Origin of the sequence: Streptomyces cinnabarinus, from assembly GCF_027270315.1 — a bacterium.
GTDB classification, from domain to species: domain Bacteria; phylum Actinomycetota; class Actinomycetes; order Streptomycetales; family Streptomycetaceae; genus Streptomyces; species Streptomyces cinnabarinus.
Map to the genome: position 1 here is coordinate 3302781 of NZ_CP114413.1, position 25397 is coordinate 3328177.

Genomic DNA, 25397 nt, shown 5'->3' on the forward strand with positions numbered 1-25397 from the left:
GGAAGTCTCTGTAGCAACAGCCCCCTGATTTCCCCGATTCCCCTTCAAAGGGAGACCTCGTCATGGCATCCTTCGCCCGAAATGCGGCTTACGCCCTCACCGCATCCTTCGCCCTCCTCGCCACCGCCTGCACCGGATCCTCCAGTTCCGGCGCGAGCGACGACCCCGACGCCGAGACCACGCTGACCTTCTGGCACGGCTGGAGCGCGCCCGCGGAGGTCAAGGCCGTTCAGGAGAACGTCGACCGGTTCGAGAAGGCGCACCCCAACATCAAGGTCAAGGTCGTCGGCAACATCAACGACGACAAGCTCAACCAGGCGCTGCGCGCGGGCGGTTCGAACGGGCCCGACGTGGTGTCGTCGTTCACCACCTCCAACGTCGGCAAGTTCTGCTCCTCGGGCGCCTTCCTCGACCTGAAGCCGTTCATCGAGAAGTCGAAGCTCGACCTGGACGCGATGATCCCGAAGCCGATGCTCGACTACACCCAGTTCGAGGGCACCCGCTGCGCCCTGCCGCTGCTCGGCGACGCCTACGGCCTCTACTACAACAAGGACGCCTTCGAGGAGGCCGGGATCAAGGCGCCGCCGAAGACCTGGTCGGAGTTCGCGGAGGTGGCGAAGAAGCTCACCAAGGCCAAGGGCGGCTCCTACGAGCGGCTCGGGTTCATGCCGACCTACCACGGCTACGAGTCGGTCGTCTCGCACTACATGTCCCAGTGGGACCACGCCTACTTCGACACCGACGGCAAGTCGAACATCGCGAACGACCCGGCCTTCACCGAGATGTTCACGTATCAGAAGAAGCTCGTCGACGACCTCGGCGGGTTCACGAAACTGGAGAAGTACCGCAACACCTTCGGTGACGAGTGGGGGGCCGAACACCCCTTCCACACCGGCCAGGTGGCGATGCAGCTCGACGGCGAGTGGCGGCTCGGCATGGCCCAGGACGCCGGGCTCGACTTCGAGATAGGCACCGCGCCGCTGCCGGTCGCCGACGACGAGGTGGCCGAGTACGGCAAGGGCTTCCTCTCCGGCACGATCATCGGCATCGCGCCCCAGAGCAAGAAGCAGAACGCCGCCTGGGAGCTGGTGAAGTACATGACGACCGACACCGAGGCCGTCGTCGCCTTCTCCAACGCCATCCACAACGTGCCGTCGACGTTCGCGGCGCTGAAGTCGCCCGACCTGAAGGCGGACCCGGCGTTCAAGACCTTCCTGGACATCGCCCAGCACCCGGAGTCGAACACCGCCCCGAACTCGGTCAACGGCGCCACCTACCAGCTCACCCTCCAGGACTTCGGCTACCAGTACGAGTCCGGCAAGGCGAAGGACCTCAAGGCGGGCCTGACGGACACGGCCGAGCAGATCGACCGCGACATCGAGCAGGCGAAGTAGCCGGCCATGCCCACGCTCGCCGTACGGCGCCGCAGGTCCGCCCTGCGGACGCTGGCCTTCCTCTCCCCCTGGCTGATCGGCTTCACCGTCTTCTTCGCCTACCCGCTGATCTCCACCGTGTACTTCTCCCTGATGAGGTACGACGGCTTCAACACCCCGGAGTTCCGCGGCCTGGACAACTGGACCTACGTCTTCTCCGACTACCCCATGTTCTGGCCGGCGCTGCGCAACACCCTGTGGCTGGTGCTGGTGATGGTCAGCTGCCGGGTGGTGTTCGGGCTCGGGGTGGGCCTGCTGATCACGAAGATCAAGACGGGTACGGGCGTCTTCCGGACGCTGTTCTACCTGCCGTATCTCGCCCCGCCCGTCGCCGCCACCCTCGCCTTCGTCTTCCTGCTCAACCCCGGTACGGGACCGGTGAACTCGATCCTGGACGATCTGGGGCTGCCCACCCCGGGCTGGTTCACGGACGCCGCCTGGTCCAAGCCCGCGCTCACCGCGCTCGCCCTGTGGGGCGTGGGCGACCTGATGGTGATCTTCATGGCCGCGCTGCTCGACGTGCCGAAGGAGCAGTACGAGGCCGCCGAACTGGACGGCACCTCGGCCTGGCAGCGGTTCCGGTACGTGACACTGCCGAACATCTCGCCGATCGTGCTGTTCGCGGTGGTCACCGGGGTGATCCAGACGATGCAGTACTACACCCAGCCCCTGGTGGCCGGGAAGGTCGCCTCCGGGATCATCGGCGGCTCGGGGCAGTCCTTCGAGCCGGGCTACCCCGACAAGTCGACCCTCACGCTCCCCCAACTCGTCTACAACCTCGGCTTCCAGCGCTTCGACTACGGCGCCGCCTGTGTGGTCGCGCTGGTTCTCTTCGCCCTCGCCATGGCCTTCACGGCGCTGCTGATGCGCCGCCGGGGCGGGCTGCTCGGGGCAGGTGACTGATGACTCAAGTACTGGAAAAGCCAGTGCAGTTGGGCCCCGTGGGCGAAGCGGTACGCACCGCCCGACGAAGAGCCCTCCTGGAGTGGATCGCCGTGCACGCCCTCGGCGTCGCCGTGGCCCTCTTCTTCACCCTCCCCTTCGTCTTCGTGGTCCTCACCTCGCTGATGAGCGACCAGCAGGCCCTCACCCGCGACCTCGTCCCCGACACCTGGCAGTGGGACAACTACCGCCGGGTCTTCGACACCCCCGGCTTCCTCACCTGGTGGCGCAACACCCTGCTGTACGCCGGGCTCGGCACCGTCCTCACGGTCGTGTCGTCGCTCCCGGTGGCGTACGCGCTGGCCAAGTTCCGCTTCCGGGGCCGGAATCTGTCCCTGATGCTGGTCATCGCGATGATGATGCTGCCGCCGCAGGTCGTGATCATCCCGATGTACCTCTTCTGGGCGAAGCAGCTGGACCTCTCGGGCACCCTGTGGCCGCTGATCATCCCGATGGCGTTCGGGGACGCGTTCTCCATCTTCCTGCTCCGCCAGTTCCTGCTGACCATCCCGAACGAGTACCTGGACGCGGCCCGCGTGGACGGCTGCGGAGAGTTCAGGACGCTGATGCGAGTCGTGGTGCCGATGGCCAGGCCCGGGATCGCCGCCGTGGCGCTGTTCCAGTTCTTCTACGCCTGGAACGACTACTTCGGCCCGCAGATCTACGCCTCCGAGAACGCCGGTGCCTGGACGCTCAGTTACGGCCTGGAGTCCTTCAAGGGGGCGCACCACACCGACTGGAATCTGACCATGGCCGCGACCGTCCTGGTCATGGCCCCCGTGATCGTCGTGTTCTTCTTCGCGCAGAAGGCGTTCGTCGAGGGCGTCACACTGACCGGAGTGAAGGGTTGAGCCGCAGAATGAAACTCACCGTGGTCGGCGGAGGATCGACCTACACCCCCGAACTGGTCGACGGTTTCGCCCGGTTGAGGGACACCCTGCCCGTGGAGGAACTGGTCCTGGTGGACCCGGCGGCAGAACGCCTGGAGCTGGTGGGCGGCCTGGCCCGCCGTATCCTCGCCCGCCAGGGCCACCCGGGCCGGGTGGTCACCACCGGCGACCTGGACCGGGCGGTGGAGGGCGCCGACGCCGTCCTGCTCCAGCTCCGCGTCGGCGGGCAGGCGGCCCGCAACGAGGACGAGACCTGGCCGCTGGAGTGCGGCTGCGTGGGCCAGGAGACGACCGGCGCGGGCGGCCTGGCCAAGGCGCTGCGAACCGTCCCGGTCGTGCTGGACATCGCCGAACGCGTCCGCCGCGCCAACCCCCACGCCTGGATCATCGACTTCACCAACCCGGTCGGCATCGTGACCCGGGCCCTGCTCCAGGCCGGGCACCGCGCGGTGGGCCTGTGCAACGTGGCGATCGGCTTCCAGCGCCGGTTCGCCGGCCTGCTCGGGGTCAGCCCCTCCGACGTCCACCTGGACCACGTGGGCCTCAACCACCTCACCTGGGAGACGGGCGTACGGCTGGGCGGTCCGGAGGGCGAGAACGTGCTGCCGAAACTGCTGGCGGAGCACGGCGAGACGATCGCCGACTCCCTGCGCCTGCCCCGCCCGGTACTGGACCGCCTGGGCGTGGTCCCGTCCTACTACCTGCGCTATTTCTACGCCCACGACGAGGTCGTACGAGAACTGCGCACCAAGCCCTCGCGCGCCGCCGAAGTGGCGGAGATGGAACGGGAGTTGCTACGGATGTACGCCGACCCGGGGCTCGACGAGAAGCCGGAGCTGCTGGCCCGGCGGGGCGGGGCGTACTACTCGGAGGCGGCCGTCGACCTGGCGGCGGCGCTGCTGGGCGGGGGCGGGAGCACGTACCAGGTGGTGAACACCTACAACCGCGGCACGCTGCCGTTCCTCCCCGACGACGCGGTGGTGGAGGTGCAGGCGGCGGTGGGCGCGCAGGGAGCGGCGCCGCTGCCGGTGGCGGAGGTGGATCCGCTGTACGCGGGGCTGATGGCGAACGTGACGGCGTACGAGGACCTGGCGCTGGAGGCGGCGCTCCGCGGCGGCCGGGAACGGGTGTTCCGTGCCTTGCTGGCCCATCCCCTGGTCGCTCAGTACGAGTACGCCGACGCCCTCACCGACCGGCTGCTCGCACACAACCGGGAGCACCTCGCGTGGGCATGACGGGCAGTGTTCTCGCCGTCGACGCGGGGAACAGCAAGACCGACGTGGCGGTGGTCACGGCCGACGGGGAGGTCCTCGGAACGGCGCGCGCGGGCGGCTTCCGGCCGCCGGCGGTCGGGGTGACGGCGGCGGTGGACGAGGTGGAGGGGGCGGTACGGCGGGCGTTCGCGGAGGCGGGTGTCGACTCGGTGACCCATGTGTCGGCGTGCTTGGCGAACGCCGATCTCCCGGTGGAGGAGGAACAGTTGGCGGCGGCGCTGCGAGCCCGCGCGTGGGGCGCCGAGGTGGACGTCCGCAACGACACCTTCGCCATCCTGCGCGCGGGCGTGGCCGAGCCCCGCGGCGTGGCGGTCGTCTGCGGCGCGGGCATCAACTGCGTGGGCATGCGCCCCGACGGCCGCACCGCCCGCTTCCCCGCGCTGGGCCGCATCTCCGGTGACTGGGGCGGCGGTTGGGGCCTGGCGGAAGAGGCGCTGTGGTACGCGGCACGGGCCCAGGACGGCCGCGGCGCCCCGACCGCCCTGGCCTTCACCCTCCCCGCCCACTTCGACCTGCCGTCCATGCCGGCCCTGATCGAGGCCCTCCACCTGGAACACATCCCCCCGCTCCGCCGCCACGAACTGACCCCGGTCCTGTTCGCGACGGCAGCGGCGGGCGACCCGGTGGCGCGCTCCCTGGTCGACCGCCTGGCGGACGAGGTGGTCACCCTGGCCACGGTCGCCCTGACCAGGCTGGACCTGCTGACGGAGGAAACCCCGGTGGTCCTCGGCGGCAGCATCCTCGCCGCCCGCCACCCCCTGCTCGACAACGCCGTACGGGACTCCCTGGTGTCCCGCGCCCCGAAGGCGGTACCGAGGGTGGTGACAGCTCCTCCGGTACTGGGTGCGGTGCTGCTGGGTCTGGACCGGCTGGGCTCGGCGGTGAACGCGGAGAGAAGGGCGCGGGCGCACTACGAGCGGTGACCCGAGCCGGCCTTTCCTCACCCCCGCGCACCCCGACACACCCCCGCCGGAACCGAACCGATTCGCTGGGCGTATTCATGGGCAGGGGGTGATCCGGGACACTGCAAGGCCGCCGGCGGACCCGTCGTGACGAATGCCGGTCCCGCCAGTGATACTTGCGGGCGACGGATGACCATGGGGGAGGTCGAAGTGACACAGCCGGCGCAGAGCAGTACGGCATCACCACCGGGCACCGGCATGCCCGCCATGCCGTCGGTACCACCGCAGGGGCGCCCCGCGCCGACGGAGCCCAGCCCGCCCGAGAGGCGGCGTACGGCCCTCGCCGAGGGCCTCGACCAGCTCCGGTCGGCCGCCACCACCGAGCCCGGCCGGCTGCGCATCATCGGCGCCGTACTCGCCCTGCTCGTCGTCGCGTTCGGCGCCGTCACCGCCTGGCAGGTCACCGACCGTTCGGCCGCCGCCGACGACGTCCTGCACAGCAGCCAGCCGCTCAGCTCGGACGCCGCCGACATCTACCGCTCGCTCGCCGACGCCAACACCGCCGCCTCCAGCGGCTTCCTGGCCGGCCGCGCGGAGACCGGCGTCAACCGCGTCCGCTACGAGAAGGGCATCCGCACGGCCGCCGAGAAGCTGGTCAACGCCGCGGCCAGCTCCGACCCCGACTCCCCCTCCGCGGCGGCCATCGCCGAACTCAACCGGCTGCTGCCGGAGTACAAGGGCCTGGTCGAGCAGGCGCGGACGTACAACCGCCAGGGCTTCCCGGTCGGCGGCGCCTATCTGCGCTACGCCAACGAGAAGATGCAGGAGCAGATGCTCCCGAAGGCGGAGGACCTCTACACGCGGGAGAACCAGCGGCTGCGCGCGGACTACGCCGCCGCCACCCCGTACCCCTGGATCGCGATAGCCCTCGGCGTGGTCGCGCTGGCCGCGCTCGCCTGGGCCCAGCACCGCAACTACCGCCGCACCAACCGCCTGCTCAACCACGGCCTGGTCGCCGCCACGGCCACCGCCACCGTCGTGCTGCTCTGGCTGGTCGTCGGCCACAGCGTCGCCCGCGCGAACCTGAACGACTCCTACGACCACGGCGTCCGCTCGCTGAACGTCCTGCACGACGCCCGGATCGCCTCCCTGAAGGCGCGGGGCAACGAGAACCTGACGCTGGTCTCCCGCGGCGCCGAGACCAAGAAGGTCGGCGAGGAGACGTACGACGCCTACGACTACGACTTCCAGCAGGACATGGACACCCTCGGCAAGGGCCTCGCGCTGGCCGAGGGGCTCGCCGACGACGAGGCGGGCGAGCAGCCGGTCACCGCGGCCGTGGGCAACATGACGGAGTGGAAGAAGCGCCACTCCGCCGCCCGCGCGGAGGACGAGAACGGCGAGTACCAGGCGGCGCTGGACAAGGTGATCGGCGCCAAGGGCACCACCGGCGAGTGCTTCGACAGCGTCGACACCAACCTCGCCACCGCGCTGAACCACGAGACGACCGAGTTCAAGACGGCGGCCGGCGACGGCCTGGACGCGATGTCGGGCCTGTCCATCGGCGCCGCCGTCCTCGCCGTCCTGGGCGCGGCGGGCGCCGTCCTGGGCATCGGCCGCAGGCTGTCGGAGTACCGGTGAGAGGGGGCGTGAGCATGCGTGCACGACGTTTGCGGGCCAGTCTGAAGGGCTGGGGCGGAGTGGGGGCGATGGCGGCCCTGTGCGCCCTGGCGGTGGTGCTCGCGCTGCTGCTGCCGCGCACCCAGGGCTCCGGCGACGGCAGCACCGGCACCGGCTCCCCGGGGATCGCACAGGGCAGCCCCGTCCGCGCGGAGGAGGAGTGCACGGACCCGGAGAAGCAGACGCTCTCCCCGTCCGGCGCCGACGGCCCGACCATCGAGGCGATCAAGAACCGGCAGGGCGAGAAGCGCAAGCTGGTCGTCGGCGTCGACCAGAACAGCTACCGCTGGGGCTACCGCAACCCCAACAGCACCGGCACCGCCGAGCTGGAGGGCTTCGACATCGACCTGGTGCACCGCATCGCCGAGGACATCCTCGGCGACCCGGACGCCGTGCAGTTCAAGGCGATCCCCACCAACCAGCGCATCCCCGCGATCCAGGAGGGCCGGGTCGACATGGTGGTGCGCACCATGACGATCAACTGCGACAGGCTCGCCGACGTCGCGTTCTCCGCCCCCTACTTCAAGACCGGCCAGCAGGTCCTGGCCCCCAAGTCCTCCACCGTCAAGGGCTACGACGGCACCCTCGCCGAGCGGAAGATCTGCACCGCCGAGGGCTCGACGGCGTACTCCACCCTGGAACAGGGCCAGAAGGACGGCGACCTGCCTGCCTCCGCGGACATCTCCCGCACCGTCCCGAACCAGCTCGACTGCCTGGTCCGGCTCCAACTCGGCGAGGTGGACGCGGTGGTGACCGACGGCGCCCTCGCCGCCAGCCAGGCCGCGCAGGACCCGACGGTCGAGCTGAAGGGCGCCGCGTTCACCACCGAGTACTACGGCGTGGCGATGAAGAAGGACGCCGACGATCTGGTACGCCGGGTCAACCAGATCCTGCTCGACTACCGCAAGGACGCCTCCGGCGGCTGGCAGTCCTCGTACGACAAGTGGCTCTCGGCGACACTGGGAGCCGAGTCGGAGGACTCGGAGCCGCCCGCACCGCAGTACCTCCGCAAGAGCTGAACCGCACGGACCGGAACCATCCGGGAAACTACCCCCCAGCCACCCAACACAGCAGCGAGAGGTGATCGATGGGCGTCACGGAACCCCCCGGCCCGGTGATGGACCGGGACGAGGTGGACCGTGCGCTGGCGCGGCTCGGCGCGGAGCACGAGGCGATCGAGACCTCGCTGCTCGCCCTCCAGGACCACGCGGGCCGCAGACTCCTCGAAGGCGCCGAACTGACCGGCGTCACCAATGAGCGCTGGACGGCCACGGACGCCTCGATCACGCTGCTGTGGGCCTATTTCGACGCCTATACGGCGGCGCTGCGCGGCGCCCGCGAGATCCGCTCCCGGCGCCGCTGGTCCAGCCGGGAGGACCTGGCCGAGCTGACCGAGGTGCTGCGCGGCGAGTCGGTCACGATCGCCGGGTCGACCGCGGCGACCGCCAACGCGCCGACCCTGCACGGCAATTCGGGCAAGCTGAGCGAGCGGTTCTCGCTGGTGACGCTGGTGGACCGGATGAACGAGCTGTACGCGACCTCGCTGGACATGGTGGTCGCCGCCGACGCGGTGTGGTCGGCGCTGCCCGCCCGGATCGATTTACTGGCCGCCGAGCTCCAGCGCACCCGTAAGCTCGCGCACTCCGTCGGGGTGCGTCCGGGCGAGCATCCGGCCGGTGACGACCTGGAGCGCATCACCCGCACCCTGACCCTGCTGCGCGAGCAGGTGGTCTCCGACCCGCTGGCCTTCTGGCGTCCCGCGCAGGGGAGTTCGGCGCCGGGCGGCGGCAAGCCGGACACCATGGTCTACGACCGTGAGGCGCGCGCCCTGGAGGACGTGCGCCGGGAGATCGACGCCGTGCTGACCGTCCGGCAGGACTCCGAGGCGCGGCTGGTCAAGCTGCGGGACGTGCTCTCGCGCGCGGACCGTACCCTCGCCGAGGCCCGCACCGCGCGCGGTGAGGTCCTCGCGAAGATCGCCGCCACCGAGGTGCCGGTGGTCAGCGGCCCGCCGACCGTGCTCCAGGAACAGCTCGCGGCGGCCGCCGAGTACCGCCGGCACGCCCAGTGGCACCGGCTGTCCCCGCTGCTGGAGTCGCTGGAGCAGAAGGCGGAGGACGAACTGCTGCGGGCCCGCGAGTCGTTGACCGCGGTGACCGCTCCGCTCGCAGTCCGCGCCGAGCTGCGCGGCCGGCTGGACGCGTACAAGGCGAAGGTGGCCCGGCACGGCCTGGCCGAGGACCCGTTCCTGATCGAGCGCTACGACGCGGCCCGGCGGATGCTGTGGAGCGCGCCCTGCGACCTGCGCGTCGCGGAACAGGCCGTCCTGCGCTATCAGCAGGCGGCCGCCGAACAGCTGGGCGCCCCGCGCGTGCCGGGGCAGGGCGGCCCTGAGGACCGTCGGGGGGAGACGTCGTCATGAGTGAGGCACAGCGGACCTGCCAGCGGCCCGGCTGCGGTGGTACGTACGAGGACGTGGGCGGCGGCGAGCTGTACTGCGACACCTGCGGGCTCGCCCCGGTCGTGGCCACCAACGGCATGGTGGGCTCACCGGCCACCGGGGTGACCGGCGGCGGCAAGGACAGCTCCGGCAGCGCCAGCTCGCGCTCCAGTGGCCGCGCCAGCTCCCGTACGTCCTCGCAGTCGTCGAAGTCGCGCCGCTCGGTGTCGGGACGGCTCTCGCGGTCCCTGTCGGGGCGGACCTCGGGCCGCTCGGTGTCGGTGCGCAGCTCCGGCGCGGCGGCCAGTGCCTCCGGGCGGGGCCGGCTCGGCGTGGGCCTGGTCGAGGTGCCGGACGTGCCGCGGCCCGACCCGCGCGCGATGGTGCTGGACAACCCCGAGGTGCCCGAGCGCAAGCGGTACTGCTCGCGCTCGGACTGCGGGGCCCCGGTGGGCCGGGCGCGCGACGAGCGGCCGGGCCGTACGGAGGGCTTCTGCACCAAGTGCGGCCATCCGTACTCCTTCGTCCCGAAGCTGAAGTCGGGGGACGTCGTGCACGGCCAGTACGAGGTGGTGGGCTGTCTGGCGCACGGCGGGCTGGGCTGGGTCTACCTCGCCGTGGACCGCGCGGTCTCCGACCGGTGGGTGGTGCTCAAGGGCCTGCTGGACACCGGCGACCAGGACGCGATGGCCGCCGCGATCTCCGAGCGGCGCTTCCTGGCGGAGATCGAGCACGCCAACATCGTGCGGATCTACAACTTCGTCGAGCACCTGGATCAGCGCACCGGCTCCCTGGACGGCTACATCGTCATGGAGTACGTCGGCGGCAAGTCCCTGAAGGAGATCGCCAACGGCCGCCGCACGACCGGCGGCAAGCGCGATCCGCTGCCGGTGGAGCAGGCGTGCGCGTACGGCATCGAGGCCCTGGAGGCGCTCGGCCATCTGCACAGCCGCAACCTGCTGTACTGCGACTTCAAGGTCGACAACGCCATCCAGACCGAGAGCCAGCTCAAGCTCATCGACATGGGTGCCGTGCGCCGCATGGACGACGAGGAGTCGGCCATCTACGGCACGGTCGGCTACCAGGCGCCCGAAGTCGCCGACGTGGGCCCCTCTGTGGCCAGCGACCTCTACACCGTCGCCCGCACCCTCGCGGTGCTGACCTTCGACTTCCAGGGCTACACGAACGTCTTCGTGGACTCCCTGCCCGACCCGGACAACATCGAGGTGTTCCGGCAGTACGAGTCCTTCTACCGGCTCCTGGTGCGGGCGACCGACCCGGATCCGGCGCGCCGGTTCGCCTCCGCGCAGGAGATGGCGGAGCAGCTGACGGGCGTGCTGCGGGAGGTCGTGTCGCTGCAGACCGGGCGGGCGCGGCCCTCCCTGTCGACGCTGTTCGGGCCCGAAGTGAAGGTCACGGACACGGAGTTGTTCCCCAGGCTGGACGGCGAGGTCTCCCGGCTCGGGGTCCGGGGCGGCGCCGCCCCGGTCGGCGCGCCCGCGCTGACCACCGGGCTCGTCCGGGCCGTCCCCACCCCGGCCGCGGCGCTCGCGCTGCCGGTGCCGCATGTGGACCCCGGGGACCCCAACGCCGGTTTCCTGGCGGGCCTGATGGCCTCCGCGCCCGCCGAACTGGTGAGCGCCCTCGCCGCGGCCCCGGCGGCGTCCACCGAGACCCGGCTGCGGCAGGTGCGGGCCTGGCTGGAGAACGGCGACGCGGGCACCGCCCACGAGACCCTGCTCCAGCTGGAGGGCGAACGGCCCGACGACTGGCGGGTGGTCTGGTTCCGGGGCGTGGCCGCGCTGGTGACCGGCGACCACGAGGGCGCCGCGCTCGCCTTCGATGCGGTCTACGACGCCTTTCCCGGCGAGCCCGCGCCGAAGCTGGCCCTCGGCCTGTGCGCGGAGGTGCTCGGCCAGTTGGACAACGCCGCCGAGTACTACCGCCTGGTCTGGTCGACCGACCCGAGCTATGTGAGCGCCGCCTTCGGTCTGGCCCGCGTCCAGCTCGCCACCGGCGACCGGGGCAGCGCCGTAGGCACCCTGGAGTCGTTGGCGGAGAGCTCCATCCACTACACGGCCGCCCGGGTGGCCGCCGTCCGGGCGCGGCTGCGGCAACGCACCGCGGTCGCCGGTGACGTACCGTTCCTGGAGGACCTGACCGCCGCCGCCGGGCAGGTGGAGGCGCTTCAGGCGTACGGTCTGGACCCGGCGCGCCGCGAGCAGTTGGCCACGGAGGTGCTCGGCTGTGCGCTGGACTGGATACTCTCCGGTGGCCAGGGTTCCGTCCCCACCGCCGCCGGGGGACGGGTGCTGCTCGGCAGCGGCCTGGACGAGCGGGGACTGCGGTTCGGGCTCGAGCGTTCGTACCGCACGCTGGCCCGGCTCGCGCAGGGCGGCGAGGAGAGGATCGACCTGGTGGAACGCGCCAACCGTTACCGCCCCCGGACGTGGGTGTAGTTGATGTCACAGATGCCCCAGCAGGCCGCTCTGTCGCACTGCCCGAGCTGCGCGGAACCGCTGCTCTCGGGTGACCGTTTCTGCGAGAAGTGCGGATACGACCTGTCCGCGTCGGCCGGGACCCCGGCCGCAGTGAACGGCAGTGTCGCCTGGCCGCACGCCTCCGAGCCGGACAGCTCGGACACTCCGCCGGCCGTGCACCTGCCGGCCGACCTCCAGGGCACGGAGTCGGACGGCCGCGGTCAGGAGGGTGTGCGGGGCGACGACCCCGGCACCCCGCCCGCCGGTCACGGCGTGCGCTTCGACCGCGCGCCGGAGCCCGAGGAGTACCCGCTCCAGGCGCCCGACCCGCGGATCGCCCCCGAACAGCCCGCGCCCGCCAAGGTGTGCGTGGCCTGCCGGGCCGGCCGGGTCGACCACGACGGGTACTGCGAGAACTGCGGGCACGCCCAGCCCCGCGAGCGCGACCACATGGAGCAGGAGTGCGGCCCCGTCGCCGCCGTCAGCGACCGCGGACTGCGCCATCACCGCAACGAGGACTCCTTCGCCGTGGGCTGCACCGCCCTCGCCGACGGCTCCCCCGCGGTCCTGGCGATCGTCTGCGACGGCGTCTCCTCGGCGACCCGCCCCGACGACGCCTCGCTGGCCGCGTCCCGGGCGGCGACCGACGCGCTGCTCGCGGCCCTGCCGCAGGGCACGCACCCGCAGCAGGCGATGCACGAGGCGATCGTCGCCGCCTCCCGCGCGGTCAACGCGCTGGCCGGCGAGCCCGCCACCGCCCGCGAGCACGCCCCGCACCAGAACGCCCCCGCCTGCACCCTGGTCGGCGCCGTGATCACCGCCGGGCTGCTGGTCGTCGGCTGGGTCGGCGACAGCCGCGTCTACTGGGTGCCGGTGGACCGCAGCGCTCCCCCGGCCCGGCTCACCGAGGACGACTCCTGGGCCGCGCAGATGGTCGCCGCGGGCCTGATGAACGAGGCCGAGGCGTACGCCGACGAGCGCGCCCACGCGATCACCGGCTGGCTCGGCGCGGACGCCTACGAACTGGAGCCGCACACCGCTTCCTTCAAGCCGGACCGGCCCGGTGTGGTGGTGGTGTGCACCGACGGCCTGTGGAACTACGCCGAGGCGGCCGAGGAGATGGCCGACGTGTTGCCGCTCGACGCGGCCGTGCGTCCCCTGCACAGCGCCCAGGTTCTGGTCGGTCACGCGCTCGACGGCGGGGGCCACGACAACGTAACAGTGGCCGTGCTGCCGTTCCCGGCCCCTCCGATGGGGGCAGGATCGGCCTGAGGCCACGCAGCGGGGAGCGCCTCGACGGACCGGAGGGGACCGGTCCGCCAACAGCCACCGCCCCACCCCGGTGGGGTGTCCTAGGGGGATCAGAGAAGGCATGGCCATTTTCTCGAAGTCGAACGTGCCGCAGTTCTCGATGGACGTGTACCAGAACGAGTACCTCCCCGAGGGCGGCCGTGAGGTCAACGCGATCGTCACGGTCACCTCGACCGGCGGCGGCACGATCGGAACCGCGGTCGGGGCGCCTCACCTCTACAGCGCCGGACAGGGCCCGTCCGCGGCCGTGGCGATCATGGTCGACTGCTCGGGCTCGATGGACTACCCGCCGACCAAGATGCGCAACGCCCGGGACGCGACGGCCGCGGCCATCGACACCCTGCGCGACGGCGTGCACTTCGCGGTGATCGACGGCACGCATGTCGCCAAGGAGGTCTACCCGGGCGCCGGACGCCTCGCGGTCGCCGACGCGACCACCCGCGAGCAGGCCAAGCAGGCGCTGCGCAAGCTCAGCGCGGGCGGCGGTACGGCCATCGGCACCTGGCTGAAGCTCGCCGACCGGCTGCTGTCCTCCGCGGACGTCGCCATCCGCCACGGCATCCTGCTCACCGACGGCCGCAATGAACACGAGTCACCAGAGGAGTTGCGGGCCGCGCTGGACGCCTGTTCCGGGCGTTTCACCTGTGACGCGCGCGGTGTGGGCACCGACTGGGTAGTGAAAGAAGTCACAGGCATCGCCTCGGCGCTGCTCGGCACCGCCGACATCGTCGCCGACCCGGCGGGCCTGGCCGCCGACTTCACACAGATGATGGAGACGGCGATGGGCAAGGAGGTCGCCGACGTCGCCCTGAGGGTGTGGACGCCGGTGGGCACCACCATCAAGTTCGTCAAGCAAGTCGCGCCGACGGTGGAGGAGTTGACCGACCGCCGGACCGAATCGGGCCCGCGCTCCGGGGACTACCCCACCGGCTCCTGGGGAGACGAGTCCCGTGACTACCACGTTTGTGTGGAGGTACCGGTCGCCGAACTGGGCCGCGAGATGCTCGCCGCCCGGGTCTCACTGGTGACCCCGCAGCCCGACGGCAGCGTCCACAACCTCGGTTCGCAGGGCCTGGTACGGGCCGTGTGGACGGACGACATGGTCGCCTCGACGTCGATCAACCCCCAGGTCGCCCACTACACCGGACAGGCCGAACTGGCCCAGGCCATCCAACAGGGTCTGGACCTGCGCAAAGCGGGCGATATCGATGGAGCAACGGCCAAACTGGGCCGGGCCGTTCAGCTCGCCAGCGCCTCCGGAAACGCCGATACGGCGAAACTCCTTGCGAAGGTGGTGGACGTGGTCGATGCCGCGGCAGGTACTGTGCGACTGAAGGCGAAGGTCGCGGAGGCCGATGAGATGACTCTCGAAACAAGGTCGACAAAGACTGTTCGTGTAAAGAAGTGACACCAGAAGTGACCGAGCAATAACGCGAGCCTGACCCCTCGGGGTTGGAGAAATCCGGCCATAACGGCCGGAAAGGAGAGGGGGAAGCGCCGACATGCCGACCTGCCCGAACGGACACCAGTCGGGTTCCGACGACTGGTGCGAGGTCTGCGGTCACCGCATGGCCGGTGCCGTACCGCCACCCCCTCCGCCGCCTCCGCCCGGCGGTGGGTACGGCTTCCCGCCGCCGCCCGGCGGTGCCCGGCCGCCGCATCTGTCCGCCGTGCCGAACCCCGAGCCGGAGCTCTGCCCGCAGTGCCGTACGCCCCGTGAGGGCGGCGCGCCGTTCTGCGAGGAGTGCCGGTGGAACTTCCTGACCAACACGGCGACGTCGTACACCCCGGCCGCCCCGCGCCCGCCGGCGCCCGGCACCGGACCGAGCCCCGCCGCCCACTTCCAGCAGCAGCCGGGGCCGTCCTACGGCGGCGGTGACGCGTACGACTACCAGAGCTCGCGGCCCTCGCAGATGAACCGGCCCGCGGAGCCGATCCCGCCGTTCGGCTCGGAGCCGGGGGCTGGTGGGCCTGGTCCCGGCGGGCCCGGTGGCTTCGGCGGACAGCCCGGTCCTGGTGGTCCGGGTGGCCCGGGTCCCTTCGGCGGACCGGGTGGACCCGGTGGTCCCGGCCCCGGTGGCTTCGGCGGCCAGGGCGGTCCCGGCGGTCCCTCCGGTTTCGGTGGTGACCCCTCGCGGCCCGTTCCGCCCCCGCCCGGCCCGACCCCGCCCGCCGGTCCCGGCGGACCGGGTGGTCCCGGCGGCTTCGGCGGCCCGGGTGGTCCCGGCGCGACCGGCGGCGCCCCGCAGGCGTTCCAGTCCCCGTCCGGCCCGCCCCCGCCCGCCTACCCGCAGGAGACGAACCGTCCCCAGCCCGGCGGCCCGTCCTTCGGCGGCGGTGAGGACGACTGGGTGATCTCGCCCCCGTCCGCCACCGGCCCCGGCGGCCCCGGCCAGGGCGCCGGCGGTTACGGCTACCCCCAGCCCGGCTCCGGCCAGATGCCGCCCCCGCCGGGCGGCGGCTACCCGCAGCAGCCGGCCACCTGGACGGCGACGATCGGCCCGGACCGTGAGTACTTCATGGCGATGATGCAGCGCTCGGGCCCCGAGGCCGCGGGCCTGAACCTGCCCGCGTACTCGCCCGAGCAGCAGCGCACGCTCACCGGCAACCAGGTCACCATCGGCCGTCGCCGCCACTCCACCGGCGACACCCCCGACATCGACCTCGCGGTGCCGCCGGAGGACCCGGGCGTCTCGCACCAGCACGCGGTGCTGGTGCAGCAGCCGAACGGCTCCTGGGCGGTCGTCGACCAGAACTCGACGAACGGCACGACGGTGAACGGCTCCGAGGAACCGATCCAGCCCTTCGTGCCGGTGCCGCTCCAGGACGGGGACCGGGTCCACGTGGGCGCGTGGACGACGATCACCGTCCGCCGGGGCTGACGCACCTCATCGGAGGGGCCAGGAGTACGGCCCCTCCGGATCGTCCAGCCAGGCCCACTGGCTCTCGCCGCTGACGGTGATGCCGTAGCGGCGGCGCTGCGGTGCGCCCTCGCGGTGCCACAGCGCGTACGCCTCCTGCGGGTCCAGGCCGTCGCGGCTGAGCGCCAGCAGGAAGCGGAACAGTTCGTGGTCGCGGGCGTGGCGGGGCACTCCGCCGAGGGGTGCCGGTTCGGACTCGGGGCGGTCGCCGCCGCGCAGGGGCACGAAGTAGGCGGGCGTGGTCAGGAAGCGGCCCTCGGCGTGCTCGGCGTCCTGCACGGTCAGCGCGACCAGACCGGTGGCCATCGGGGTCAGGATCCGGGCGCCGGACCGGCACTGGGCGAGCCAGGCGGGCGGAATCGACCTCAGGGTGCAGGTCGCGATGATCCGGTCGTAGGGCCCGCGTTCCGGGGCGCCGCGAGCGCCGTCGCCGGTCAGGACGGCGGGGTGGTACCCGGCGGCGGCCAGATGCCGGGTGGCCGACTCGGTGATCTCCGGCTCCAGGTCCACGGTGGTGACGAGTGCGTCGTCGCCGAGCCGCCGGGCGAGCAGGGCGGCGTTGTACCCGGTCCCGGCACCGATCTCCAGCACCCGGTCCCCGGCCCGCACACCCAGCGCCACCAGCATCATCGCCATGAGCGAGGGCTGGCTGCTGGAGGAGAGCAGCTCGCCGTCGCGCATCCGGGTCGCCAGCGGTACGTCGGCATAGGCGCCGCGCAGCCAGCGCTCCCGCGCGCCGGGTTCGGGGCTCTCGCCCCAGCGCCGCTCGTACCCGCCGACGGCGCTGACGTAGTAGTAGGGCACGAAGAGATGGCGCGGTACGGCGGTGAACACCTCGCTCCACACCGGTTCCCCGGCCCAGGCCCCGCTCCGGTCGATCTCCCGCACGAGGTCCGCCCGCAGCGCGGAGGCGAGGTCGTCGAGGCCCTTGTCGAGAGCGTGCGCGCTCATACCACCACTGTCCTGCGGGACGCCGCCCGGGGCGAGTGCCGGTAGGGACCTAAGTCCCAGGTCCTGGTTCCTGGCGTCTGAGACCATGGGTGAGTGAATGAGATTCGGCGCGGCACGCTTCAGGAGCAGACCTTCTACGAGCAGGTCGGCGGGGAGGAGACCTTCCGCCGTCTGGTCCACCGTTTCTACGCGGGTGTCGCCGAGGACCCGCTGCTGCGCCCCATGTACCCCGAGGAGGACCTGGGCCCCGCCGAGGAGCGCCTGGTCCTGTTCCTGATCCAGTACTGGGGCGGTCCGACCACCTACAGCGAGAACCGCGGCCACCCCCGTCTGCGGATGCGCCACGCGCCGTTCACCGTCGACCAGGCGGCCCATGACGCCTGGCTGAAGCACATGCGGGACGCCGTGGACGAACTCGGCCTCTCCGAGGAGCACGAGCACACGCTGTGGAGCTACCTGACGTACGCGGCGGCGTCGATGGTGAACGCCCGGGGCTGAGCCGCCCCGGGGCATCCGGCGGGTCAGCGGGAGACGCTGACGCCCAGCGACCCGAGGCCCGCCCGGCGCACGGCGATCGATCCGTACGGCGTGCGCAGGCGCAGCCAGGCGGCTGCCGAGAACAGCGCCGGCTCCCCGGTGGCCCGCAGAAAACCCAGGGACTGCGCCGCATGTACGGCACGGACCGGCAGGGGGGTGTCACCGACGGCCCGGGACCAGATGTCCCGCCCGATCCGGTCGAGTGCGGCCCGCGTACGGAGATCGGGGGCCAGCTCCTCGGTGCGGGCCCGGAACTCGGCCACCGCGGCGCCGACCATGGCGCGCAGCGCGTCGGGGGCGGGCAGCCCCGGCTCGGGGGTCCAGCCGCCCCGCGGGGGCAGCACCCCGGCCCAGGGCGGACCGGTGACGGCGTCCGGGACGACGGCCGTGGCCGCCGACTCGTCCACCGCCTCCAGCAGTTCACCGGCGGACACGGTCCGGTCCAGGCCGGCGTCGAGGCCGTTCTCGTACGGCTTGGCCAGTCGCGCCGCGCGGATCGCCAGCACCTCGAAGGACGGCGGCCGCCCGAAGACGGCGAGCGCGGTACCGGCGGCCTGGAGGCGCACCGCGGCGCCGCGGTCGTAGTGCAGCAGCCGCGAGAGGAAGGCGGCGAGATCCGCCGCCTCCCCCTCGTCCGCGAGATGGAGCACCGTCATGCGGCGACGGCCTCCTCCTCGTCGTCGTCCGTGTACTCCTGGAGGAACTCTCGTTCCTCGGACGTGATCCGGCGGGGCCGCTGCGCCTCGAAGTCGAACGGCACTATGACCGTCGAGGCACGGACGTAGACGAGATCCTTGTCCTTCACCTCGTAGGTGATGGTGAAGGACGCGGCCCTTATCTCGGTGACCCACAGCTCGATGTCCACCGGGTGGTGCCGGTGGACGAGCTGCCGCTTGTAGTCGATCTCATGGCGCGCCACCACGGACCCCTGCTTGAAGTCCTTCTCCGGGCGGAACAGGAAGTCGATACGGGCTTCCTCCAGGTAGCGGAGGAAGACCACGTTGTTGACGTGGCCGTACGCGTCCATGTCCGCCCAGCGCAGTGGGCAGCGGTAGATGTGCCGCAAGATCGATCAGCCCCGGGTCAGCTTCTTGTAGGTGGCGCGGTGCGGGCGGGTGGCGTCCGCACCGAGGCGCTCGATCTTGTTCTTCTCGTAGGACTCGAAGTTGCCCTCGAACCAGAACCACTTGGACTCGCCCTCGTAGGCGAGGATGTGGGTGGCCACCCGGTCCAGGAACCAGCGGTCGTGGGAGACGACCACGGCGCAGCCCGGGAAGTCGAGCAGGGCGTTCTCCAGGGAGGACAGCGTCTCGACGTCGAGGTCGTTGGTCGGCTCGTCGAGGAGCAGCAGGTTGCCGCCCTGCTTGAGGGTGAGCGCGAGGTTGAGGCGGTTGCGCTCACCACCGGAGAGCACGCCGGCGGGCTTCTGCTGGTCCGGGCCCTTGAAGCCGAAGGCGGACACGTACGCCCGGCTCGGCATCTCGACCTGACCGACGTTGATGTAGTCGAGCTCGTCGGAGACCACGGCCCACAGGGTCTTCTTCGGGTCGATGTTCTCGCGGCTCTGGTCGACGTAGGAGATCTTGACGGTCTCGCCGACCTTGATGGACCCGGAGTCGGGCTCTTCGAGACCCTGGATCATCTTGAAGAGGGTGGTCTTGCCGGCGCCGTTCGGGCCGATGACACCGACGATGCCGTTGCGCGGCAGCGTGAAGGAGAGATCGTCGATGAGGACCTTGTCGCCGAAGGCCTTGTTGAGGTTGTTGACCTCGACGACGATGCTGCCGAGCCGCGGGCCCGGCGGGATCTGGATCTCCTCGAAGTCCAGCTTCCGCATCTTCTCGGCCTCGGCGGCCATCTCCTCGTACCGCGCGAGACGGGCCTTGGACTTGGCCTGGCGCCCCTTGGCGTTGGAGCGCACCCACTCCAGCTCTTCCTTCAGACGCTTCGCACGCTTGGCGTCCTTCTGGCCCTCGACCTTCAGACGGGTCTGCTTGGTCTCCAGGTACGTGGAGTAGTTGCCCTCGTACGGGTAGGCGCGGCCGCGGTCGAGTTCGAGGATCCACTCGGCGACGTTGTCCAGGAAGTACCGGTCGTGGGTGATGGCCACGACGGTGCCCGCGTACTTGGCGAGGTGCTGCTCCAGCCAGTTCACCGACTCGGCGTCGAGGTGGTTGGTGGGCTCGTCGAGGAGCAGCAGGTCGGGGGCCTCCAGCAGCAGCTTGCAGAGCGCGACACGGCGCTTCTCGCCACCGGAGAGGTTGACGACGGGCCAGTCGCCGGGCGGGCAGCCCAGGGCGTCCATGGCCTGCTCCAGCTGGGCGTCGAGGTCCCAGGCGTTGGAGTGGTCGAGGTCCTCCTGGAGCTTGCCCATCTCGTCGAGCAGCGCGTCGGAGTAGTCGGTCGCCATCAGCTCGGCGATCTCGTTGAACCGGTCGAGCTTGCCCTTGACCTCGGCGACACCCTCCTGGACGTTCTCCAGGACGGTCTTGTCGTCGTTGAGCTTGGGCTCCTGCATCAGGATGCCGACGCTGTAGCCGGGCGACAGGAACGCGTCACCGTTCGACGGCTGCTCCAGCCCCGCCATGATCTTCAGCACGGTCGACTTACCGGCGCCGTTCGGGCCGACGACGCCGATCTTCGCCCCGGGGAGGAAGTTCAGGGTGACGTCATCGAGGATCACCTTGTCGCCGTGCGCCTTGCGCGCCTTGCGCATGGTGTAAATGAACTCAGCCAAGAGAAACCGTCCGGCAGCTTGAAATCTGGCAGTGGGCAGATACACCCCATCTTGCCGTACCGCCACCCTTGGGTGGAAACCCGTTACCTCAGGCGTCTGTGACCTGGGGTTTTCGAATGCCCCCGACTACAGTGCCGATATGACCGGCGCAGAGGTCCGCCCCCTTCTCTTCCTCGATGTCGATGGTCCGCTCATCCCGTTCGGGTCGGCGGCCGGTCGCACACAGGCAGTCACCGCCGGGGGGAACCCGCTGGTGGGGCGGCTCGACCCCGGCGTGGGGGCGCGCCTGCTGAGCCTGGGCTGCGATCTCATCTGGGCCACGACCTGGATGGATGAGGCGAACGAGGTCGTCGCCCCGCACCTCGGGCTGCCGACGCTGCCTGTGCTGACGTACCCGGAGACCGCCTCCGACCCCGGCCCACGCGGCCTGCACTGGAAGACCCGGCCGCTCGTGGACCGGGCCGCCGGCCGGCCGTTCATCTGGGTCGACGACGAGATCGGCGCCCTGGACCGCCAGTGGGTGGCCGCCGCCCACCCCGGCCCGGCGCTTCTCCATCGCGTGGCCCCGACGAAGGGCCTGGAAGAGGCCGACTTCACCGTGCTCGCCGATTGGCTCCGCGCAGAGTCGTGGAAGCCAGCAGAGTCATGGAAGCCATGAGCCCACCGCGCGTATCGGCCGGGGCTCAGTCCCGGTCAGGCGTTCTGCGGTTGTGGACCATGACGAGGAACGCTCCGCCGAGCAGGACCAGGCCGATGGCGACGCCTGCGATCACCGGGGTCGCGTTGGAGCTGCCTGTTTCGGCGAGGTTGGTGTCGGGGGAGGTGCCGCCCACCGAGGCGGGGCTGGGCTCGGTGAGGGTCTGGGTGGTGGTGTTGTCGGCTTCCGCCGCCTGGGTCAGGCAGTCCAGGACACCGGTGAAGCGCTTGGCGATGCCGCCGGGGCCCTCGATGGCGAAGTCGTAGGCCTGGTCCTCCTGGAGGGGGATCGTGACCGTGCGGGTCTCGGACGGGGCGATCGTGTAGTCCGTGCCGAGGAGTTCGAAGGTGAACGGCGCGTCGCCCTCGTTGGCCGCCGTGATGTCCACGCCGCCCTCGGCGCAGTTCTTCGTCGCGGACAGCGCCGGTATCGCGCCCTGCTTCGCCCAGGCCGCGCTCGCCGTCGCGGACACCGTGGACTCGCTGGAGCCGGCCAGGATCTGGGTCTGGCTGCGGCTCTCGGAGGTGAAGGCGCGGCCCACCGGCACGGTGGTGGAGGCCTGCACGGTCAGTTCTGCGGTGCCGTCCGGCGCTTCCTCGGGCACGTCGAACCAGATCTGGCCGCCGTCGGTCGTGGCGGAGACCGGCTTGCCCTTCTTGTCGACGATCCGCACACCGCTCATGGCCGCGGGCGGGGTCACCGTCACCGCGTCCGCGCCCGTGCGCACGGTCACCGGACCGAGCCGCTCGCCGGGGTGCCCGGAGAGCGCGGGCGGGTCGAGGGTCAGGGAGGCCCGCGGCTCGGCCAGGTCCTGGGCGCTCCGCTCCAGGTAGTCGGCGAGCTTCTCGGCCTGCGGGTCCACCGCGTCGACGTCCGCGCCGTCCGAGTACCGCCACACGGCCACCTGGGTGCCCGCCGCCGCGTCCTGCTCGCTGAGGCCGCCGCTCAGGCCCGCCTTCCGGGCGAGCGCCGCCAGGTCGTTCACCTGCGGGTAGGAGTTCTGGAGGATCCAGCGGATCCGGCCGGAGTTCTCGTTGGCGCCGAGCGAGGTCCCGCTCCACGGGGTCTCGTGGTACTTGGCGTCCTTCTGCGTGGGGTTGAACAGGTCCACGCAGTACGTCTGCAGCGTGCCGCCGCCCTCGACGGACATCTCGAACAGGCCCGCCGAGATCTCCTGGTCCCCGGTGTCGCTGTGGATGACCGCCGCGCCGAAGGTCTTCAGACCGCCTATCGTGGCCGTCGCCCCGCCCTGGCTCTGCGACCCGCCGTCCGCGGCGGCCTGGCCGGCACCGGCCACCAGCGCACCGGCGGCGAGCAGGCCGGACACCAGCGTCGCGGCGGTGAGCCGGGCCGCCTCTCGCCCGCGCCCGGACAGCGCGGAGAAAGCAGAAAGCACAGAATTCCCCTTCGAGCGGGACCCGTTGACGTGGGGGTACGGTCCCGCCGGCAGAACTGCAAGCCCCGAGAGCCTTGTTCGGCATCCTAAGGACCGGGCGCACCACGCTCCCCAGGGATCCCGCAGGACAAGCGATCCGACTCGGAATCGTTATCGCGGAAACCGCCACGAACAGGGCTTATCGACAAATCCACCCGGCGTGTTCGGTCGCGGGACCGCCGATAAGCCACAGTTCGGACAACGGGTCAGGAGTGGCTGAGGTCACGTCACCGCGACCGGCTCCGGCGGCTGTTGGGCGGCTTGCGGCGTCTCCCATTCCGGTTCAGGGCGCTGCGGCGGGCCGCTGACCGCCGGTTCCGGCCTGCCCGGGCGGCGGAAGACCGACGTACCGCGTGCGAGGTCATGGCCGATCGCCACCGCCTCGATGTCGGCCGAGGTCCAGGTCTGCTGCTCGCGCACCTCCGAGCGGACCTTCAGCCTGCCCTGCACCAGGACGGGGTCGCCGACGGTCAGCGACGCCGCCGCGTTGGTGGCGAGCTGCCGATTGGCCCAGACCGTGAAGAAGTTGGTGTGCCCGTCCGTCCACTCGTTCTTCTCGCGGTCCAGATAGCGCGCGGTCACCGCCAGCCGGAACCGCGCCGACGGTCCCGTGGCGACCTCGCGGTACACCGGCTGCGTGGCCACGTTCCCCACCACGGAAATGATCGTCTCGTTCATCGTGCACCCTCCCTGATACGCCGACGGGCCCGTCCCGTACGGCTGCGTCTGCCGCGAAGCCAGACTGCATCCGCCGGGCCGGACCCGCCGCGTGCTGTGGACCGGCTCGGTGCCTGTGGACAACCTCGCCACCCGAACGAGGAGTTCCGCCAGGACGCCGATCCGTGCGCCGTATCACCCCACGCCCACTCCCATGACCTTCCCGTACTGCTCGCGCACCTCCCGGTACCGCAGCAGCTCCGCCGCCACCGGATCCAGCACCCGTGCCCGCCCGCACCCGGCGGCCGCCTCCCGCAGCCGTCTCTCCGCGTCGGAGCCGTACCGCCGGGCCGGTCCCCGGGCCGCCATCCGGCAGCCCCACTCCACCAGCGGCCCGCCGATGATGCCGGCCACCATCAGCAGCACCGGCACGCCCAGGTTGGGTGACATCACGCCCACGATCTGGCCCACCAGCCACAGGCCGCCCACCACTTGGAGCAGCGTCATCGACGCCTGCACCAGCACGGCGGCCGGCCACCAGCCTGGCCGCGGTGGCCGCCCCGGCGGCAGGCCCGCCCGCGCGGCCAGGTCGTCCAGCGCCTCGGGCAGCCCCTGCGAGCCGCGTACGGCGGCCTCGCGCACCGCCTGCGCCCAGGGCGACGGCAGCCCGGCGGAGGCCCGCTCGGCGACCGTGCGCACCGCCTGCTCCACGCGCTGGCGCGCGGTCGCCTCCTCGTCCGCCTGGGCGCGCAACGGGAACCGTCCGGTGGGGGGTTCGAGCCGGTCCTGGTACCACCGCCACAGCCGTAGCCAGGGCGTGCCGCAGGCGCGGTTGGCGTTGCGCAGCCAGGCGCGCTCGGCGGCCTCCCCGGCGGCGGTGGCACCGACGGCGTCGGCGAGGCGGGCGGCGAACTCGTCGCGGGCCTCCTCGCTCAGCCCGGTGCCGCTGGTGGTGGCGTAGACGGGGCTCAGCCGCCAGCCCGCGGCGTCCACGTCGGCGGAGATCCGGCGCGCGGCGGCGCCGCGCTCCATCACGAACTGGCCGAGCGTCTCGCGCAGTTCGCCGACCCCGTCGCCGGTGAGCGCGGACAGCGCGAGGACCGTCGCGCCCGGTTCGCCGTAGTCGCCGAGCGCGATGCCGTCCTCGTCCAGCAGCCGCCGCAGGTCGCCGAGGACCTGGTGGGTGGCCTCCCCGGGGAGCCGGTCGATCTGGTTGAGGACGACGAACATGATCTCGGCGTGGCCCGCCATGGGGCGCAGATACCGCTCGTGGAGCACGGCGTCCGCGTACTTCTCGGGATCCACGACCCAGATGACCGCGTCGACGAGGGCCAGCACCCGGTCCACCTGCTCGCGGTGCTGCACGGCCGCGGAGTCGTGGTCGGGCAGGTCGACCAGGACGAGGCCGCTCAGGTGTCCCTCGGCGTCCGTGTGCTGGGCGGGGCGGCGGCGCAGCCGGGGCGGGATGCCGAGCCGGTCGATGAGACCGGCCGCGCCGTCGCTCCAGCTGCACGCGATGGGCGCGGCGGTGGTGGGTCGGCGGACGCCGGTCTCCGAGATCGTCACCCCGGCCAGCGCGTTGAACAGCTGCGACTTGCCGCTGCCGGTGGCGCCCGCGATGGCGACCACGGTGTGCCGGCCGGAGAGTCTGCGCCGCGCGGAGGCCTCGTCGAGCACCCGTCCGGCCTCGGCGAGGGTGCGGCTGTCCAGGCGGGTGCGGGACAGCCCGACCAGCTCGCGCAGCGCGTCCAGACGCGAGCGCAGGGCGCCGTCGTACGCCAGGGGCGGCGCCGTGCGCGGGGTGGACGCCCGGCTCTCCACGGCGGGCACCGGCTGCTCCGCCACGGCGGTCTCGTTCACCCGCCGCGCGATCAGCCCGTCGTCCCAGCCGGTCCGCCCGGACTCAGCGGGTTCCTCGTCGGCCGCGGGCGGGCGGCCCTCGGCAGGCTCGTCGGCCGCCTCGCGCGCGTGCTCCTCGCCGACGGCCTCGGCCGCCTCTTCGGCGGCCTCCGCCGCGTCGGCCGGCTCGGCGTCCTCGGGACCCCCGTCCGCGCCCTCGGTGGGTTCCGTGTGCCCGTGGTCGTGGTCCTGGTCAGTGACGGCGGTCACC

21 protein-coding genes are annotated in these 25397 nt (G+C 71.7%); 14 read left to right on the forward strand and 7 right to left on the reverse strand.

What is annotated here, in order from left to right:
• The first annotated feature begins 62 nt into the window (after positions 1-62).
• From STRCI_RS14820 to STRCI_RS14875, 12 genes are all read left to right on the forward strand, one after another.
• Positions 63-1394, forward strand: coding sequence for an ABC transporter substrate-binding protein (locus STRCI_RS14820; protein ID WP_269659407.1), 1332 nt, complete (start codon positions 63-65; stop codon positions 1392-1394).
• A gap of 6 nt (positions 1395-1400) precedes the next feature.
• Positions 1401-2336 carry a carbohydrate ABC transporter permease gene (locus STRCI_RS14825; protein WP_269659408.1) on the forward strand — a complete coding sequence of 312 codons (936 nt, stop codon included), beginning with the start codon at positions 1401-1403 and terminating at the stop codon, positions 2334-2336.
• Positions 2336-3226 (forward strand): carbohydrate ABC transporter permease, encoded by an 891-nt coding sequence (locus tag STRCI_RS14830; RefSeq protein WP_269659409.1) that lies wholly within the window; start codon positions 2336-2338, stop codon positions 3224-3226. The genes STRCI_RS14825 and STRCI_RS14830 overlap by 1 nt, the downstream gene beginning before the upstream one ends.
• A gap of 8 nt (positions 3227-3234) precedes the next feature.
• Positions 3235-4500, forward strand: coding sequence for a 6-phospho-beta-glucosidase (locus tag STRCI_RS14835; RefSeq protein WP_269659410.1), 1266 nt, complete (start codon positions 3235-3237; stop codon positions 4498-4500).
• Positions 4497-5462 carry an N-acetylglucosamine kinase gene (locus STRCI_RS14840; protein ID WP_269659411.1) on the forward strand — a complete coding sequence of 322 codons (966 nt, stop codon included), beginning with the start codon at positions 4497-4499 and terminating at the stop codon, positions 5460-5462. Before STRCI_RS14835 ends, STRCI_RS14840 begins: the two co-directional genes overlap by 4 nt.
• Before the next feature lie 174 nt (positions 5463-5636).
• Positions 5637-7082: a hypothetical protein gene (locus STRCI_RS14845; protein WP_418953338.1), complete on the forward strand. Its 1446-nt coding sequence runs from the start codon at positions 5637-5639 to the stop codon at positions 7080-7082.
• A gap of 14 nt (positions 7083-7096) precedes the next feature.
• Positions 7097-8140 (forward strand): glutamate ABC transporter substrate-binding protein, encoded by a 1044-nt coding sequence (locus tag STRCI_RS14850; protein ID WP_269659412.1) that lies wholly within the window; start codon positions 7097-7099, stop codon positions 8138-8140.
• Positions 8141-8208: 68 nt separating this feature from the next.
• Positions 8209-9543, forward strand: a complete 1335-nt coding sequence (locus STRCI_RS14855) for a hypothetical protein (protein ID WP_269659413.1) — start codon at positions 8209-8211, stop codon at positions 9541-9543.
• Positions 9540-12020, forward strand: coding sequence for a serine/threonine-protein kinase (locus STRCI_RS14860; protein WP_269659414.1), 2481 nt, complete (start codon positions 9540-9542; stop codon positions 12018-12020). The genes STRCI_RS14855 and STRCI_RS14860 overlap by 4 nt, the downstream gene beginning before the upstream one ends.
• A gap of 3 nt (positions 12021-12023) precedes the next feature.
• Positions 12024-13313 (forward strand): PP2C family protein-serine/threonine phosphatase, encoded by a 1290-nt coding sequence (locus STRCI_RS14865; RefSeq protein ID WP_269659415.1) that lies wholly within the window; start codon positions 12024-12026, stop codon positions 13311-13313.
• Positions 13314-13413: 100 nt separating this feature from the next.
• A complete protein-coding gene (locus STRCI_RS14870; protein WP_269659417.1) occupies positions 13414-14760 on the forward strand; it encodes a vWA domain-containing protein in 1347 nt (448 codons plus the stop codon).
• Between the two features lie 94 nt (positions 14761-14854).
• Positions 14855-16234 carry an FHA domain-containing protein gene (locus STRCI_RS14875; protein ID WP_269659418.1) on the forward strand — a complete coding sequence of 460 codons (1380 nt, stop codon included), beginning with the start codon at positions 14855-14857 and terminating at the stop codon, positions 16232-16234.
• Positions 16235-16240: 6 nt separating this feature from the next.
• On the opposite strand, the gene STRCI_RS14880 is transcribed toward STRCI_RS14875, so the two are convergent.
• Complete coding sequence (locus STRCI_RS14880; RefSeq protein WP_269659419.1) at positions 16241-17224, reverse strand: methyltransferase domain-containing protein; 984 nt, start codon at positions 17222-17224, stop codon at positions 16241-16243.
• Between the two features lie 93 nt (positions 17225-17317).
• On the opposite strand from STRCI_RS14880, the gene STRCI_RS14885 reads away from it, so the two are divergent.
• Positions 17318-17722, forward strand: coding sequence for a globin (locus STRCI_RS14885; protein WP_269659420.1), 405 nt, complete (start codon positions 17318-17320; stop codon positions 17720-17722).
• 23 nt (positions 17723-17745) lie between these two features.
• On the opposite strand, the gene STRCI_RS14890 is transcribed toward STRCI_RS14885, so the two are convergent.
• From STRCI_RS14890 to ettA, 3 genes are read right to left on the reverse strand one after another with little or no spacing between them, the layout of a single operon-like run.
• The gene (locus tag STRCI_RS14890) at positions 17746-18417 is read right to left on the reverse strand and encodes a DUF8010 domain-containing protein (RefSeq protein ID WP_269659421.1); all 672 of its coding nucleotides are present in this window, start codon (positions 18415-18417) and stop codon (positions 17746-17748) included.
• On the reverse strand, positions 18414-18827 hold the full coding sequence (locus STRCI_RS14895; RefSeq protein WP_269659422.1) for an acyl-CoA thioesterase: 414 nt from the start codon (positions 18825-18827) through the stop codon (positions 18414-18416). Before STRCI_RS14895 ends, STRCI_RS14890 begins: the two co-directional genes overlap by 4 nt.
• Positions 18828-18833: 6 nt before the next feature.
• The gene (gene ettA, locus STRCI_RS14900; protein ID WP_269659423.1) at positions 18834-20498 is read right to left on the reverse strand and encodes an energy-dependent translational throttle protein EttA; all 1665 of its coding nucleotides are present in this window, start codon (positions 20496-20498) and stop codon (positions 18834-18836) included.
• Positions 20499-20637: 139 nt separating this feature from the next.
• On the opposite strand from ettA, the gene STRCI_RS14905 reads away from it, so the two are divergent.
• On the forward strand, positions 20638-21156 hold the full coding sequence (locus STRCI_RS14905) for an HAD domain-containing protein (RefSeq protein ID WP_269659424.1): 519 nt from the start codon (positions 20638-20640) through the stop codon (positions 21154-21156).
• 25 nt (positions 21157-21181) lie between these two features.
• Here the strand turns inward: STRCI_RS14905 and STRCI_RS14910 are convergent, their stop codons facing one another.
• The 3 genes from STRCI_RS14910 to STRCI_RS14920 form a co-directional block, all read right to left on the reverse strand.
• Positions 21182-22591, reverse strand: a complete 1410-nt coding sequence (locus STRCI_RS14910) for a Cys-Gln thioester bond-forming surface protein (RefSeq protein WP_269659425.1) — start codon at positions 22589-22591, stop codon at positions 21182-21184.
• 261 nt (positions 22592-22852) lie between these two features.
• A complete protein-coding gene (locus tag STRCI_RS14915; RefSeq protein WP_269659426.1) occupies positions 22853-23308 on the reverse strand; it encodes a single-stranded DNA-binding protein in 456 nt (151 codons plus the stop codon).
• Positions 23309-23482: 174 nt separating this feature from the next.
• The gene (locus STRCI_RS14920; protein WP_269659427.1) at positions 23483-25396 is read right to left on the reverse strand and encodes a YfjP family GTPase; all 1914 of its coding nucleotides are present in this window, start codon (positions 25394-25396) and stop codon (positions 23483-23485) included.
• Between the last annotated feature and the right edge of the window lies 1 nt (position 25397).

Coding starts and splice junctions, on each gene's coding strand:
- STRCI_RS14820 (WP_269659407.1), top strand. CDS start 63: ATGGCATCCTTCGCCCGAAATGCGGCTTACGCCCTCACCGCATCCTTC.
- STRCI_RS14825 (WP_269659408.1), top strand. CDS start 1,401: ATGCCCACGCTCGCCGTACGGCGCCGCAGGTCCGCCCTGCGGACGCTG.
- STRCI_RS14830 (WP_269659409.1), top strand. CDS start 2,336: ATGACTCAAGTACTGGAAAAGCCAGTGCAGTTGGGCCCCGTGGGCGAA.
- STRCI_RS14835 (WP_269659410.1), top strand. CDS start 3,235: ATGAAACTCACCGTGGTCGGCGGAGGATCGACCTACACCCCCGAACTG.
- STRCI_RS14840 (WP_269659411.1), top strand. CDS start 4,497: ATGACGGGCAGTGTTCTCGCCGTCGACGCGGGGAACAGCAAGACCGAC.
- STRCI_RS14845 (WP_418953338.1), top strand. CDS start 5,637: ATGGGGGAGGTCGAAGTGACACAGCCGGCGCAGAGCAGTACGGCATCA.
- STRCI_RS14850 (WP_269659412.1), top strand. CDS start 7,097: ATGCGTGCACGACGTTTGCGGGCCAGTCTGAAGGGCTGGGGCGGAGTG.
- STRCI_RS14855 (WP_269659413.1), top strand. CDS start 8,209: ATGGGCGTCACGGAACCCCCCGGCCCGGTGATGGACCGGGACGAGGTG.
- STRCI_RS14860 (WP_269659414.1), top strand. CDS start 9,540: ATGAGTGAGGCACAGCGGACCTGCCAGCGGCCCGGCTGCGGTGGTACG.
- STRCI_RS14865 (WP_269659415.1), top strand. CDS start 12,024: ATGTCACAGATGCCCCAGCAGGCCGCTCTGTCGCACTGCCCGAGCTGC.
- STRCI_RS14870 (WP_269659417.1), top strand. CDS start 13,414: ATGGCCATTTTCTCGAAGTCGAACGTGCCGCAGTTCTCGATGGACGTG.
- STRCI_RS14875 (WP_269659418.1), top strand. CDS start 14,855: ATGCCGACCTGCCCGAACGGACACCAGTCGGGTTCCGACGACTGGTGC.
- STRCI_RS14880 (WP_269659419.1), bottom strand. CDS start 17,224: ATGAGCGCGCACGCTCTCGACAAGGGCCTCGACGACCTCGCCTCCGCG.
- STRCI_RS14890 (WP_269659421.1), bottom strand. CDS start 18,417: ATGACGGTGCTCCATCTCGCGGACGAGGGGGAGGCGGCGGATCTCGCC.
- STRCI_RS14905 (WP_269659424.1), top strand. CDS start 20,638: ATGACCGGCGCAGAGGTCCGCCCCCTTCTCTTCCTCGATGTCGATGGT.
- STRCI_RS14915 (WP_269659426.1), bottom strand. CDS start 23,308: ATGAACGAGACGATCATTTCCGTGGTGGGGAACGTGGCCACGCAGCCG.